Genomic DNA, 12,905 nt, shown 5'->3' with positions numbered 1-12,905 from the left:
CATGGGGCCTGACCTCCTGGGCCTGGGTGAGGGCGGGGACGATACGGAGGTTCCCGCCGGACGCCCGACGGCCGAGCAGATCAAGCGCCTCTTCGTCGGCGCCTCTCCCCGCCACACCCGGATCCAGGTGGCGAGCCTGGCCCGGTTGCCGCAGGAGCTCACCGAGCGGATCTGGCGCGCGCTGGGGTTCGCCACGCTCCCCGACGACACCGTGGCCTTCACCGACGCGGACGTGGCCGTGCTGGAACGGGTCCGGGCGATGATGGAGGGCGGCCTGCTGGACGACCAGACCGTCATCCGGATGGCGAGGGCACTGGGCCAGACGACGGCGCGGCTCGCCCAGTGGCAGGCCGAGATCATGATCGGCGCCATGATCGACCCCGGCCGCCGGCCCACCGACGAGGACCTGACGGCGGTCATGGAGACCTCGCGCCGGCTGCTCCCCGACTTCGAGCAGATGCTGGTGCACGTCTGGCGCGCCCAGCTCGCCGCCGCCGGGACCCGCCTGCTGGCGCTCGCCGACATCACCGACGAGATCGTGCCGGCCCGGCTCGCCCTCGCGGTGGGCTTCGCCGACCTGGTCTCCTTCACCCGGGTCTCCCGCGAGCTGGACGAGCGGGGCCTGGCCGAGCTGGTCGAGGGCTTCGAGTCGCGGGCCTCCGACGTCGTCGCCGAGCACGGCGGACGGATGGTCAAGACACTCGGTGACGAGGTGTTCTTCACCGCGGCCGACCCGCGGACGGCCGCGGTGATCGCCCTGGACCTGGTCGGCGCGATCCGCCAGTACGGGCCCGACGTGCGGATCGGGCTGGCGTACGGCCCGGTGCTGCCGATCATGGGCGACGTCTTCGGCACGACGGTGAACCTGGCGGCCAGGCTCACGGCCATCGCCCGCCCCGGCAGCGTCATCGTCGACGACAGGCTGGCCGAGGCGCTGAAGGACGCGCCCGGCGTCGAGGTCGGCCGGATCCGCCGGCGGCCGGCCCGCGGCCTGGGGGTCGTGCAGCCGTACGTGTTGCGCCGGGCTGGTAATCATTGAGGCTGGGCGCCCCAGGACCGTTCAACCGGTAAGCGGGCCCGCGAGGGTCGAAACCATGACAGATGAGGTGCAGGACATGCCGTACACCGTGCAAGGCGTGGTCGCGCGTGGCAAGGGCGAGCCCGTCTCGCTGGAGACCGTTATCGTGCCCGATCCGGGACCCGGCGAGGCCGTGGTGACGGTCCAGGCCTGTGGCGTCTGCCATACGGACCTGCACTACCGCGAGGGCGGCATCAACGACGAGTTCCCCTTCCTGCTCGGCCACGAGGCGGCCGGGGTGGTCGAGGCGGTCGGCGAGGGCGTCACCGAGGTGGCACCCGGTGACTTCGTGATCCTGAACTGGCGGGCCGTGTGCGGCAACTGCCGGGCGTGCCTGCGGGGCCGTCCCTGGTACTGCTTCAACACCCACAACGCCACCCAGAAGATGACCCTGGCCGACGGCACGCCGCTCAGCCCGGCCCTGGGCATCGGCGCCTTCATCGAGAAGACGCTGGTCGCGGCCGGGCAGTGCACCAAGGTCGACCCGGCGGCGCCGGCGCAGGTGGCCGGGCTGCTGGGCTGCGGCGTGATGGCGGGCCTCGGCGCCGCCATCAACACCGGCGGGGTGACCCGCGGTGACAGCGTGGCGGTCATCGGGTGCGGCGGCGTCGGTGACGCGGCCATCCTGGGGGCCCGGCTGGCGGGCGCCTCGAAGATCATCGCGGTGGACGTGGACGACCGCAAGCTCGACTGGGCCAAGGACTTCGGCGCCACCCACACGGTCAACTCCCGCACCTCCGACGTGGTCGAGACGGTCAAGGAGCTCACCGGCGGCAACGGCGCCGACGTGGTCATCGAGGCGGTCGGCCGCCCCGAGACCTACCAGCAGGCCTTCTACGCCCGCGACCTGGCCGGGACCGTGGTCCTGGTCGGGGTGCCGACCCCGGACATGACGCTGGAGCTGCCGCTGCTCGACGTCTTCGGCCGCGGCGGCGCGCTGAAGTCCTCCTGGTACGGCGACTGCCTGCCCAGCCGCGACTTCCCCATGCTCATCGACCTCTACCTCCAGGGGCGGCTCGACCTCGACCGCTTCGTCTCCGAGACGATCGGCCTCGGCGACGTCGAGGAGGCCTTCGCCAAGATGCACCGCGGCGAGGTCCTGCGCTCGGTGGTGATCCTGTGATCGACAGGGTCGTCACCTCCGGCACGTTCTCGCTGGACGGCGGGACGTGGGACGTCGACAACAACGTTTGGATCGTCGGCTCGGCCAGCGAGGTCCTCGTCGTCGACGCCGCGCACGACGCCGCCGCGATCACCGAGCGGGTCGGTGACCGCGAGGTCAAGGCCATCGTCTGCACCCACGCGCACAACGACCACATCGACGCGGCGGCCGATCTCGCCGAGCGGACGGGCGCGCCGATCCTGCTCCACCCGGCCGACCAGGTGCTGTGGGAGATGGTCTACACCGACCTGCCGTACACCCCGATCGAGGACGGGCAGGTGCTCTCGGCCGGGGGGATCGAGCTGACCGTGCTGCACACGCCGGGCCACGCCCCGGGCGCGGTCTGCCTCTACGGGGCGGACATCGGCGCGGTCTTCACCGGCGACACCCTGTTCAACGGCGGTCCCGGCGCGACGGGGAGGTCCTTCTCCTCCTTCGACACGATCATCGAGTCGATCAAGGGGCGGCTGCTCGCCCTGCCGCCGGGGACGGCCGTGCACACCGGTCACGGCGCCTCCACCACCATCGGCGCGGAGGCGGGGCACCTGGAGGAGTGGCTGGCCAGAGGCCACTGACCCACTGACCCGCTGACCCGCGGTTCACCGCACTCGGCCCGATCACGCGCCCCGGCCTTCGCCGGGGCGCGTTCGCGTGTTTCGGCGGGCGTGTCCCGTACTCGCACGGGTCCGTATCCGCGAGGTGTCCGCGGGCGCGGCCTGGGCCGCCGGGGGTGTTTCCGCACGCCGGGACGGGGTTTTCCAGGCAGGAAATTCGTGCTTGTGACGGAGGCATTAAGGCTTTGTGTCCTAGTTCACATAGGCAAGCCTAACCAAATGAGTTAGCTTAGGTGTGCCTAACCTATGGTAGTCTCCAGAAAGGTCACACCCCCGTGTACGTATGCGTCTGCCGCGCGGTCACCGAGAACGAGGTGCACGACTGCATCTCGGCAGGGGCCAGGAGCGCGCGCCAGGTCCGCGATGCCACGGGCGCCGGTGGCGACTGTGCTTCTTGCGTGCGCAAAATCTGTGCGATCCTAAAGCGGTCCGAAGATTTAATGCCGACCGCATAGCACGAGGAGCTCGCCATGCAGGGCGACAAGAAAATCATCGAACTGCTCAACGAGCAGCTGACCGCGGAGCTGACCGCGATCAACCAGTACTTCCTGCACGCCAAGATGCAGGAGAACTGGGGCTACACCAGGCTGGCCAAATACACCCGCGAAGAGTCCATCGACGAGATGCGCCACGCGGAGAAGCTGACCGATCGCATCCTCTTCCTCGAAGGACTGCCCAACTACCAGAAGCTGGGCACCCTGCACATCGGCCAGACCGTCGCCGAGCAGCTTCGCGCAGACATGGACGTCGAGCTCGAGGTGGTCACCCGGCTGAAGCCGGCCATCATCCTGATGCGGGAGAAGGGCGACGCCACCTCGGCCCGCCTGTTCGAGGAGATCCTTGAGGACGAGGAGCGCCACATCGACTACCTGGAGACCGAGCTCGGTCTCATCGGGAGCCTTGGAGAGCAGCTCTACCTCGCTCGCTACGCCGAGCCGCCGTCGGCCTCCTGACGCGAATCGAGCAGAACACGCCCGCCAGATCCCTTCTGGTAGGGCGTGTTGTGTTTTGTCGGTCGATACTTTGGTGAGCCTGTGCTTTCCAGGGACTTCCAATGCGGGAGACCTACTCCGTGGCCCTCGGCCGTTGCGGGATGACTATCCGGGATTTATCAGTGTTTGCCCAGGTCAATGGATAGGTCAACGACGAGTCAAACCGCGCGCTGTACCCGGGAAACGATCCCCTAAGGTCCTACGATCGCAACATGACCTGTGTACTACTCGCCGAGGATGACACCTCGATTTCCGAGCCACTGGCGCGAGCTCTGCGCCGCGAGGGTTATCAAGTAGAGGTGAGCCCTGATGGCCCGCAGGCTCTGGAGCGGGCGCTGTCAGGTGGCATCGACCTGATCGTTCTCGACCTGGGCCTGCCCGAGATGGACGGCCTGGAGGTGGCCCGGCGCATCCGCGCCGAGGGCCACGGAACTCCCGTGCTGATCCTCACCGCCCGTGTCGACGAGGTCGACACGGTGGTGGGCCTCGACGCCGGGGCCGACGACTACGTCACCAAACCGTTCCGCCTGGCCGAGCTGCTGGCGCGCGTCCGCGCGCTGCTGCGGCGCGGCACATCCGAGACGCCCGTTGTCCAGGGCGTGCGCATCGACGCCGACTCCCGTCGCGCGTGGATGGGAGACAAGGAGCTGCATCTGACCACAAAGGAGTTCGACCTGCTGAGGGTCCTGGTCCGCGACGCCGGAAAGGTGGTTACCCGAGAGCAGATCATGCGCGAGGTGTGGGACACCAACTGGTGGGGGTCGACCAAGACCCTGGACATGCACATCTCGTGGCTACGCCGGAAACTCGGTGACGACGCCGCCAAGCCCCGATACATCACCACCGTTCGAGGAGTCGGCTTCAGGTTCGAGCGCGAGTAGGAGATGCGCCGCCGTCTGCTCTCCTCAACTCTCCTCGTCGCGGTCATCGGGGTGTTGCTGCTCGGCATTCCCCTCGGTGTGGCGGTCAACCGGCTCATCGAGGAGGAGGCGACCCAGGAACTCTCCTCCCATGCCAAAAGCCTGCTCGGGGAGGTCGAGTACGCCCGGATCCAGGATCAGCCCGTCGACGAGCAACAGCTGGAACGCAAGTATTCCGATCTCTACATTCAGATCTACGCGAAGGGGACTCCTCCCCAGGTGATAACGGTGGGCACCGAGCCCCCCGAGAGCCAGAAGATGACCGAGGACGCGCAGTCGGAGAACGGCGTGTACGTCGCGGTCAGCCGGGACAAGACGGGAGTGGAGCGTGAGGTCCGCGCGTGGTTGTTCCTCATCCTGGGACTCGCCGCCGCTGCCCTCGCGGTCGCGGTCGGGCTCGCCATCGTGCAGTCGCGCCGCCTGACGTTACCGCTCAGCGACCTTGCGATGATCGCTGAGCGGCTCGGTTCCGGTGACGCCAGACCGAGCAAGCACCGTTACGGCATCCAGGAACTCGATCGGGTGGCCGAGGTGCTCGACCGCAGCGCGACCCGCATCTCCGACCTCCTGGCCAGGGAGCGGGAGTTCGCGACCGACGCCTCCCACCAGCTCCGTACCCCGCTCACCGGCCTGACCATGAGACTTGAGGAGATCGTCGCCGCCGCCGACGAGCCGGGGATCGTCAAGGAGGAGGGCGAGGCCGCCATCGTGCAGGCCGAGCGGCTCACCGCTGTGATCGACGAGCTGCTGGCCACCGCCAGACGGCAGCGTCAGGCGCAGTCCGAGATCGTCGAGCTCGACGTGCTGCTCGATCAGCAGTTCATCGAGTGGGGCCCGGCGTTCCGCAGGGCCGGGCGGCGGCTGAGCCTGGTCGGCACGCGCGGTCTCCAGGCGCTGGGCACCGGCGGCGGCATCGGCCAGGTGGTCTCCACCCTGCTGGAGAACTCGCTGGAGCACGGCGGCGGCACGGTGACGGTGACCACCAGCGCCAGGGACAGGTCCATCGTGATCGAGGTCGCCGACCAGGGGAGCGGCATTCCCGACGACCTGGCTCCCAGGGTCTTCGAACGGAACGTGAGCGGGCGCGGCAGCACGGGTCTCGGCCTGCCCCTCGCCAGGGCGCTGGCCGCCGCCGACGGGGGACGCCTGGAGCTTGTACGGGCGCGCCCGGCGACGTTCGCGTTCTTCCTGCGCCAGGTGGGCGAGCCGGGCAGGAACCGCGTCGTACGCGGGCCCGCCTGAGCGCTCCCGCCGGGGCTCCGGGCGCGATGGCTTCCGGGCACGGTGCCCTCCGGGCACGGTGCCCTCCGGGCACGTGCGGGGGTGCGCCGACCGGGGCCGAGGGCGGTGTGCCGACGCCGGCCGGGGGCGTACGTGCTAACGCGGGCCGGGGGGCGGCGCGTTCTCCTCCGAGGTCTTGTTCAGGAGATACATGTGGCCGTTGACCTGGCTGTTCGGCGTCGCCGGCCGGCTCGGTGGCGCGCCGGGGACGGCTTCGGCGGGTCCGTCCGGCGGCGTGCCGGGCAGGAAGACCCACTTCTTGTACGACCAGAACCTGAACAGGGTCCCGAGGGCGGTGCCGGTGAGCAGGGCGATGTTGTAACTCAGCGCGTCCTGCAGACCCAGGGTGTAGGTCACGAAACCGATCACCAGCAGCGAGATCAGCAGGCCGATGCCGTTGAGGACGAAGAACAGGAAGTACTCGCGGGCCAGGCCGCTCTGCTCCCGGTGCCTGAACGTCCAGTAGCGGTTGCCGAGGTAGGCGAAGGTGGCCGCGACGATCGTGGCGAAGACCTTGGAGCTGAGCGGTCCCAAGCCGACGCCGAACCGCAGCAGGTTGGTGCCGCCGGTGTCGATCACGAAGGCGACCGCGCCGATCGTCCCGAACTTCGCCAGCTCTCGCGCCAGCTCGGCGAGCCGCCGGTAGGCGTGTCGGAGAAACTCCACGTTTCCTGCACGGTCCTTTCGGGGGTCGGCTGCTGATCCGCCGCGTCGGATGACCTCGAACACTCTTCGGGCCAGGCTACCGGTGAGGAGGTGTGATCCGCGCGAGGTTGACCCGTTGATGTCCATAGCCACCAGCTGGGGCCTTTTCGGCAAATGTCGCATAACACCGGATAAATAGGGGGTATTGGCGTTACGCTGATCCCTCTGATCCACGGGAAGTCCCTGAAACTTTCACCTCCCGTGATCGGTCCAGACGGACTGCCGTACGCGATGGCCACTACCCCGGGGATCAACCCTTGCGCCGCCGACTCCTCGCCTCGATCCTCGGTCTGTCGATGATGACCGGCTGCGGCGCGCGGAGCGACACGCCGGGTACCGTCCCCGAGGCCGGCCCGTCGCGCGAGGCGTCCGCCGGGGTGGAGCTCGCCGAGGCGTCCAGGGCCTTCGCGCTGCTGGGAAGGCTCGACAAGGCCTGGCGCGACCGGGACTGCGCGACCGTCGAGAAGCTCACCACCTGGGCGGAGAGAGCGCTGGGCGGTCGTGCCTGCGAGGCGACCCGGAACGGCCGCCCAGCCCCCGCCAGGAAGTCCTACACCGACGTGGAGTTGTACCTGCCCGGCGTCGAGGGCCAGGACCGCTGGTTCGTCGCCCTGGCCCGCGAGCCCGACCCGGCCTACTTCCTGTTCCTCCAGGAGGACGGCGAGTGGCGGCTCGGTGCCGGTCCCATCCCGATCCTGGGCGAGATCCGCGAACCGACCGAGGGCGCGGTACCCGCCGACGACCCCGACGCGGGGGTCAAGGCCCGTCTCGTGCCGCAGCGCTACCTGACCTACCTGACCGACCCGGTGGGAGTGAGCGGGGTGACCTTTCCCAAGGGCGACCCGGTCCGGGATCTCTTCGACGATCTGGTCAGGCGGCCGCTGAGCGTGCGGCCCGACCGCCTCACCGCCGACGTCCGCCTGCTCGTCGGCCCTCAGCGCGCGCTGCTGCTGCCCACCGGGGGCGCCCTGGTCATCCACGCCCTGGAGATCGAATACCGGCAGAGAGCCCGTCAGGGCCGTTCCTCGCTGGCCCGTCCCCTCTACGGCAGGGCCGACCTGCGCGGTTTCACCGGCAGGACCAGAACCGCGAAGCTGACCGGGACCGAGGTCGTGCTCGTCGCCACCGCGATCGGCGGCAGCGGCTCCACGCTCGCCACGACCGGCCTGCGCCGCGGCCTCGCCACCCTCACGGCGGACTGAGCGCCCCCGGACGGCCGTTCCCGGTCGCCGGCGGGTCCCTTCGCGGGTCTCGGCAGGTCGCCCTCGGGTCCAGGCAGGTCGCCCTCGGGTCCAGGCGGGTCCCTTCGCGCGCCCCGGCGGGTCCCTCCGCGAGTCCCGGCAGGTCGCCCTCGGGTCCAGACAGATCCCTTCGCGCGCCCCGGCAGGCCGCCCGCCGGCCGTCTGCCATCCGCCCGCCGCCTGGTCCCGTACCGCGTGACAGTAAACTTAACCGCTGTGAGCAGCCCTTCTTTGGCCAGTCCCATCGGACCCGTCGTCGGCGTGATCGGAGCGGGCCAGCTGGCCCGGATGACACAGCAGGCGGCCATCGCCCTCGGCATCGAGCTGCGGGTGCTGGCGAACTCGCCCGACGAGAGCGCCGCCCGCGTGATCGCCGACGTGCGTCTGGGCGACTACCGGTCCCTGGCCGACCTGCGCGATCTCGCCAAGGGATGTGACGCGGTCACCTTCGACCACGAGCACGTGCCCACCGAGCACGTCAGGGCCCTGGCCGAGGACGGTTTCGCCGTGCACCCCGGGGCCGGCGCGCTCGTCCACGCCCAGGACAAGGCCGTGATGCGCGAGCGGCTGACCGCGATCGGCGTGCCCTGCCCGCCCTGGCGGCGGGTCGAGACGGCCGCCGACGTCGAGGAGTTCGCCGCGGAGAACGGCTGGCCGGTCGTGCTCAAGGCGGTCCGGGGCGGCTACGACGGGCGCGGCGTCTGGGTCTGCCGCTCCGCGGACGACGCGACCGAGGTCCTGGCCTCCGGCGTGCCGCTGATGGCCGAGGGGTTCGTGCCGTTCGAGCGGGAGCTCGCCGTGCTGGTCGCCAGGTCGCCGCACGGGCAGGGCGTCAGCTACCCGGTGGTGGAGACCGTCCAGCGCGACGGCATCTGCGTCGAGGTGCTCGCCCCCGCTCCCGGCCTCGACCCGGAGTGGGCCGCGGTGGCCCAGCGGATCGCCCTGACCATCGCCAAGGAGCTGGGCGTGACCGGGCTGCTGGCCGTGGAGATGTTCGCCACCTCCTCGGGGCTGGTGGTGAACGAGCTGGCCATGCGCCCGCACAACAGCGGCCACTGGACGATCGACGGGGCCCGCACCTCCCAGTACGAGCAGCACCTGCGCGCGGTCCTCGACCTCCCTCTCGGATCGCCCGCGCCGACCGCCCCCGTGGTGGTGATGGCCAACCTCCTGGGCGGTGACGACCCGGACATCTTCTCCCGGTACGAGCACGTGATGGCCCACGACCCGGGAATCAAGGTCCACTTCTACGGCAAGGAGGTGCGGCCGGGGCGCAAGATCGGTCACGTCACCGCCATGGGCACCGACCTGGACGAGGTCCGCGCGCGTGCCCGGCACGCCGCCGTCTACCTCACCGAGGGAAGATACACCTGAGCCCGCGGACCGGCCGGTCCGCCCTTCCGGCGCCTCGAAGGCGCCGCACCGCCGAGAATCCCCGCACCGGCGTGGATCACGGCACCACCGCGAACGCGCGCGGCCCCCGGGCCGCGAGGCAAGGAGAAGTGATGGCCACCGTCGGCATCGTCATGGGCAGCGACTCCGACTGGCCGGTGATGAAACTCGCCGCCGAGGCGCTGGCCGAGTTCGGGGTGGCGTTCGAGGCCGACGTGGTCTCCGCGCACCGCATGCCCGAGGAGATGATCGCGTACGGCGCGGAGGCGGCCGGCCGTGGGCTGAAGGTGATCATCGCGGGTGCCGGGGGAGCCGCTCACCTGCCGGGCATGCTCGCGTCGGTGACCCCGCTGCCGGTGATCGGTGTCCCCGTCCCGCTGAAGTATCTCGACGGCCTCGACTCTCTCCTGTCGATCGTCCAGATGCCCGCGGGGGTCCCGGTCGCGACCGTCGCCGTCGGGGGCGCCCGTAACGCGGGCCTGCTGGCCGTGCGGATCCTCGCCGCCGCCGACGAGGGGCTGCGGAAGAAGATGGAGGCGTTCCAGCTCGCTCTCAAGGATCAAGCCCATGCCAAGGGCGCGAGACTTCGGGCCGAGGCCGCCCAGCTCGGCGCCTGACACCACCACTTTTGACCGACGGCTTGACGGCATCGCGGATAGATGAGGGCGCGAGGGGAAGGGGAAAATCTTCGAATATCTTGGAGGTTGAGAATCATGAGGAACGCTATCCGCGCCATCCTCGGACTCACGATGGCGGTGCTGGCGGTGTGGGGAAGTCTGGGCGCGGGTGAGGGCGGCAAGCCCGTCGACTCCGCGGTGAGTTCCGTGTCGGCGCGCTAGCCCCTGCGCCTTCGGCCCTCGTACGCCCGGAGCCCGGACGAGTTGCGTGGCCGCCTCCGGCCTCGTAGGGCTCGGTCGCCGCTGCCCCCGCGTGGTCTGCCTGACGGGTCGCAGTGCCGGGCACGCGTCCTGCGCTTTTGTCGTTGCGGACGTCGCGGGCGGTCCGGATACTGTCTTCGTGGAGCCGCCGCCGTCCATGGAGCCGGTGCCGTTCATGGAGCCCCGGTGCCGTCCGTGGGGCCTGATGCCGTCCGCGGATCCGTCGCCGGGGGCATCTCACGGGTCACCCCCGGGCCGTGCGGGGCATGCCGGCGTCATGGGGCGATCCACTCGAAGACCTCGAAGACTTCGCCCACCGGGCGACCGCCGACACAGCGAAGGTGAGACGACGTGGAAGCAGACCTCAGCAAGGCCGTCTGGCGCAGGGCGACCCCGGAGGGGGACGACGGCGGCAACTGCGTCGAGGTGGCCGTGGTCGACGCCCCCGCGGAGGGTCACAAGGCCGGTTCGGGCTCTCTTTACGTATTGCGCGATTCCAGGAACCCCGACGGGCCGAAGCTGTTCTTCACCCGCTCGGAGTGGGACGCCTTCGTCGGGGGCGTGAAGCTCGGCGAGTTCGACAACTGACCGGGCGGGACCGGGACGGGCAGAAGGCCTCCCTCGGGTACGGGGGCCTTCTCGCCGGGCGTCTCCGGGGACTTTCCCCGACGGTCGCGATCGGGTCGCGTGCCAGGCCGACCTGGCGAAAGACGCGGCGTCCACGGGGCCCACCCTCCCTGCCGCAGGTTTCTCGCCAGGGTAAAGGTCCTTTTGTCGAACGCACAGGAAGAAGTGGTTTCGCGAGGTGACTCGCATTCGCCACAACGAGAGCGGTCTTACCGTAATAACCCTCAAAAACGTTCTATAGCTAACCTAGAAGTGATTAGTCCGCTTTGTGGCTATATGTCCCATATCGTAGTAATTGTCATATCCGCGAGATTACTGCGAAAGGGGGCGTCCTCATGGGTATCACGATGTTCCCGGGAGGGGGCTGGCCCGCCCACGATCCGGACTGGCGCCGTCGTCGTCGCCGTCGTCGCCGCTGGCGTCGCTGGTATCGCTGGGACTACTGGTGAGGGCTGGCACTGAATGACGCGAGAAGGCCATGGTGACCTATGTGGTCCCTGAGAAGTCGACGCTTACCCGACGGGTTCCCGGTATCGACCGGGAACCCGTTGTCATGTCCGGGGACGCGCGAAAGGCTCGGTGCGCGAAAGGCCCGGCGCGCGAGGGCGGGCCGGGCTCAGGGGCGGCCCAGGGCGCGGTAGTGCCAGCCGGAGGCCCGCCAGGTCTCGGCGTCGAGGGCGTTGCGACCATCGACGATCTTGCGGGAGGCCACCACGGAACCCAGCTCCTCGGGGTCCATGGCGATGAACTCCTGCCACTCGGTCAGCAGCAGCACGACATGGGCGTCCTTGGCCGCGTCGAGGGCGGAGGCGCCGTAGGAGAGCCCGGGATGGGCCTTGCGGGCGTTCTCCTGGGCGACGGGGTCGTAGACGGTGACCCGGCCACCCTGCTCGCTGATCTTGACGGCGACGTCCAGGGCGGGCGAGTCGCGGATGTCGTCGGAGTTGGGCTTGAACGCGGCGCCGAGCACCGCGACCGTGCAGCCCCGGAAGGAGCCCCCGGCCAGCTCGCGGGCCAGGTCGACCATGCGGGCGCGGCGGCGCATGTTGATCGCGTCGACCTCCCGCAGGAAGGTCAGCGCCTGGTCGGCGCCTAGCTCGCCGGCCCTGGCCATGAAGGCCCGGATGTCCTTGGGCAGGCAGCCGCCGCCGAAGCCGAGGCCGGGGTTCAGGAACTTGCCGCCGATGCGGTCGTCGAAGGACAGCGCCAGGGACAGCTGCTTGACGTCGGCGTGCGCGGCCTCGCAGACCTCGGCCATCGCGTTGATGAAGGAGATCTTCGTGGCGAGGAAGGCGTTGGCGGCCACCTTGACCAGCTCGGCCGTGGGGTAGTCGGTGATGACCATTGGGGTGCCCATCTCCAGCATGGAGGCGTACACCTCCCGCATGATCTTCTCGGCCCTGTCGGAGGCGACACCGAGCACGATCCTGTCGGGGTGCAGGGTGTCCTTCACCGCGAAGCCCTCCCGGAGGAACTCCGGGTTCCAGGCCAGCTCGGCGCCCGCGCCGATGGGTGCCAGCCGGGCCAGCTTGTCGGCGAGGCGCTGCGCGGTGCCGACCGGGACGGTCGACTTGCCGACGATCAGGCACTCGCGGTCCAGGTGGGGGGCGAGCGACTCGATCGCGGCGTCCAGGTAGGACACGTCGGCCGCGTACTCTCCCGGTTTCTGGGGGGTGCCCAGGCACAGGAAGTGCACGTCACCGAAGGCCGCGGCCTCCTCGTACGAGGTGGTGAAGCGCAATCGGCCGTTGGCCAGGTTGCGCCGCAGGATCTCCTGCAGGCCCGGCTCGTAGATGGGCAGATCGCCGGCCCGCAGGCGGTCGATCTTCTCCGCGTCCACGTCGAGGCTGAGGACTTCGAAGCCCAGCTCGGCCATGCATGCGGACGTCGTCGCACCGAGGTATCCGGTTCCCACCATCGTCAGGCGGTAGGCCACTGGTGCTCCTTTCGGTTCTGCCCAATTCTTTGCCGACAGGGTACCGGCATCTGGCGCTTCCACTTTGCCACCTGGGCAA

14 protein-coding genes are annotated in these 12,905 nt (G+C 69.7%); 12 read left to right on the top strand and 2 right to left on the bottom strand.

Annotated elements, in window-relative coordinates; all coding sequences use genetic code 11:
• Position 1: 1 nt before the first annotated feature.
• The 7 genes from ACTOQ1_RS15130 to ACTOQ1_RS15100 all read left to right on the top strand — a co-directional run bounded on the left by ACTOQ1_RS15130 (position 2) and on the right by ACTOQ1_RS15100 (position 6,008).
• Positions 2–1,039, top strand: coding sequence for an adenylate/guanylate cyclase domain-containing protein (locus ACTOQ1_RS15130; RefSeq protein ID WP_440067558.1), 1,038 nt, complete (start codon positions 2–4; stop codon positions 1,037–1,039).
• A gap of 76 nt (positions 1,040–1,115) precedes the next feature.
• Positions 1,116–2,201 (top strand): S-(hydroxymethyl)mycothiol dehydrogenase, encoded by a 1,086-nt coding sequence (locus ACTOQ1_RS15125; RefSeq protein WP_440067630.1) that lies wholly within the window; start codon positions 1,116–1,118, stop codon positions 2,199–2,201.
• Complete coding sequence (locus tag ACTOQ1_RS15120; protein ID WP_440067556.1) at positions 2,198–2,815, top strand: MBL fold metallo-hydrolase; 618 nt, start codon at positions 2,198–2,200, stop codon at positions 2,813–2,815. The genes ACTOQ1_RS15125 and ACTOQ1_RS15120 overlap by 4 nt, the downstream gene beginning before the upstream one ends.
• 272 nt (positions 2,816–3,087) lie before the next feature.
• Entirely contained in the window at positions 3,088–3,309 is a 222-nt protein-coding gene (locus ACTOQ1_RS15115) for a (2Fe-2S)-binding protein (protein ID WP_440067554.1), read from the top strand.
• A gap of 15 nt (positions 3,310–3,324) precedes the next feature.
• Positions 3,325–3,807 carry a bacterioferritin gene (bfr, locus tag ACTOQ1_RS15110; RefSeq protein ID WP_362679010.1) on the top strand — a complete coding sequence of 161 codons (483 nt, stop codon included), beginning with the start codon at positions 3,325–3,327 and terminating at the stop codon, positions 3,805–3,807.
• Between the two features lie 251 nt (positions 3,808–4,058).
• A complete protein-coding gene (locus ACTOQ1_RS15105; protein ID WP_012888073.1) occupies positions 4,059–4,727 on the top strand; it encodes a response regulator transcription factor in 669 nt (222 codons plus the stop codon).
• Between the two features lie 3 nt (positions 4,728–4,730).
• Positions 4,731–6,008: an ATP-binding protein gene (locus ACTOQ1_RS15100; RefSeq protein ID WP_440067551.1), complete on the top strand. Its 1,278-nt coding sequence runs from the start codon at positions 4,731–4,733 to the stop codon at positions 6,006–6,008.
• Positions 6,009–6,143: 135 nt separating this feature from the next.
• Here the strand turns inward: ACTOQ1_RS15100 and ACTOQ1_RS15095 are convergent, their stop codons facing one another.
• Positions 6,144–6,713, bottom strand: a complete 570-nt coding sequence (locus tag ACTOQ1_RS15095) for a GtrA family protein (RefSeq protein ID WP_440067549.1) — start codon at positions 6,711–6,713, stop codon at positions 6,144–6,146.
• A gap of 296 nt (positions 6,714–7,009) precedes the next feature.
• Here ACTOQ1_RS15095 and ACTOQ1_RS15090 point away from each other — a divergent pair, with 296 nt between their 5' ends.
• The 5 genes from ACTOQ1_RS15090 to ACTOQ1_RS15070 all read left to right on the top strand — a co-directional run bounded on the left by ACTOQ1_RS15090 (position 7,010) and on the right by ACTOQ1_RS15070 (position 10,851).
• Positions 7,010–7,954: a hypothetical protein gene (locus ACTOQ1_RS15090; RefSeq protein ID WP_440067547.1), complete on the top strand. Its 945-nt coding sequence runs from the start codon at positions 7,010–7,012 to the stop codon at positions 7,952–7,954.
• A gap of 327 nt (positions 7,955–8,281) precedes the next feature.
• Entirely contained in the window at positions 8,282–9,367 is a 1,086-nt protein-coding gene (locus tag ACTOQ1_RS15085) for a 5-(carboxyamino)imidazole ribonucleotide synthase (RefSeq protein WP_440067628.1), read from the top strand.
• Positions 9,368–9,498: 131 nt separating this feature from the next.
• Complete coding sequence (gene purE / locus ACTOQ1_RS15080) at positions 9,499–10,002, top strand: 5-(carboxyamino)imidazole ribonucleotide mutase (RefSeq protein ID WP_440067545.1); 504 nt, start codon at positions 9,499–9,501, stop codon at positions 10,000–10,002.
• Between the two features lie 96 nt (positions 10,003–10,098).
• On the top strand, positions 10,099–10,224 hold the full coding sequence (locus ACTOQ1_RS15075; RefSeq protein ID WP_440067544.1) for a hypothetical protein: 126 nt from the start codon (positions 10,099–10,101) through the stop codon (positions 10,222–10,224).
• Positions 10,225–10,614: 390 nt separating this feature from the next.
• On the top strand, positions 10,615–10,851 hold the full coding sequence (locus ACTOQ1_RS15070) for a DUF397 domain-containing protein (protein WP_440067540.1): 237 nt from the start codon (positions 10,615–10,617) through the stop codon (positions 10,849–10,851).
• A gap of 655 nt (positions 10,852–11,506) precedes the next feature.
• Here the strand turns inward: ACTOQ1_RS15070 and ACTOQ1_RS15065 are convergent.
• Positions 11,507–12,808 carry a UDP-glucose dehydrogenase family protein gene (locus ACTOQ1_RS15065; RefSeq protein WP_440067626.1) on the bottom strand — a complete coding sequence of 434 codons (1,302 nt, stop codon included), beginning with the start codon at positions 12,806–12,808 and terminating at the stop codon, positions 11,507–11,509.
• Positions 12,809–12,905 lie beyond the last annotated feature (97 nt).

The sequence above is a fragment of the Streptosporangium sp. OZ121 genome, from assembly GCF_051918885.1.
GTDB lineage: Bacteria > Actinomycetota > Actinomycetes > Streptosporangiales > Streptosporangiaceae > Streptosporangium.
The sequence above is the reverse complement of the archived record's forward strand: the minus strand, read 5'-3'. Positions and strand labels throughout refer to the sequence as shown.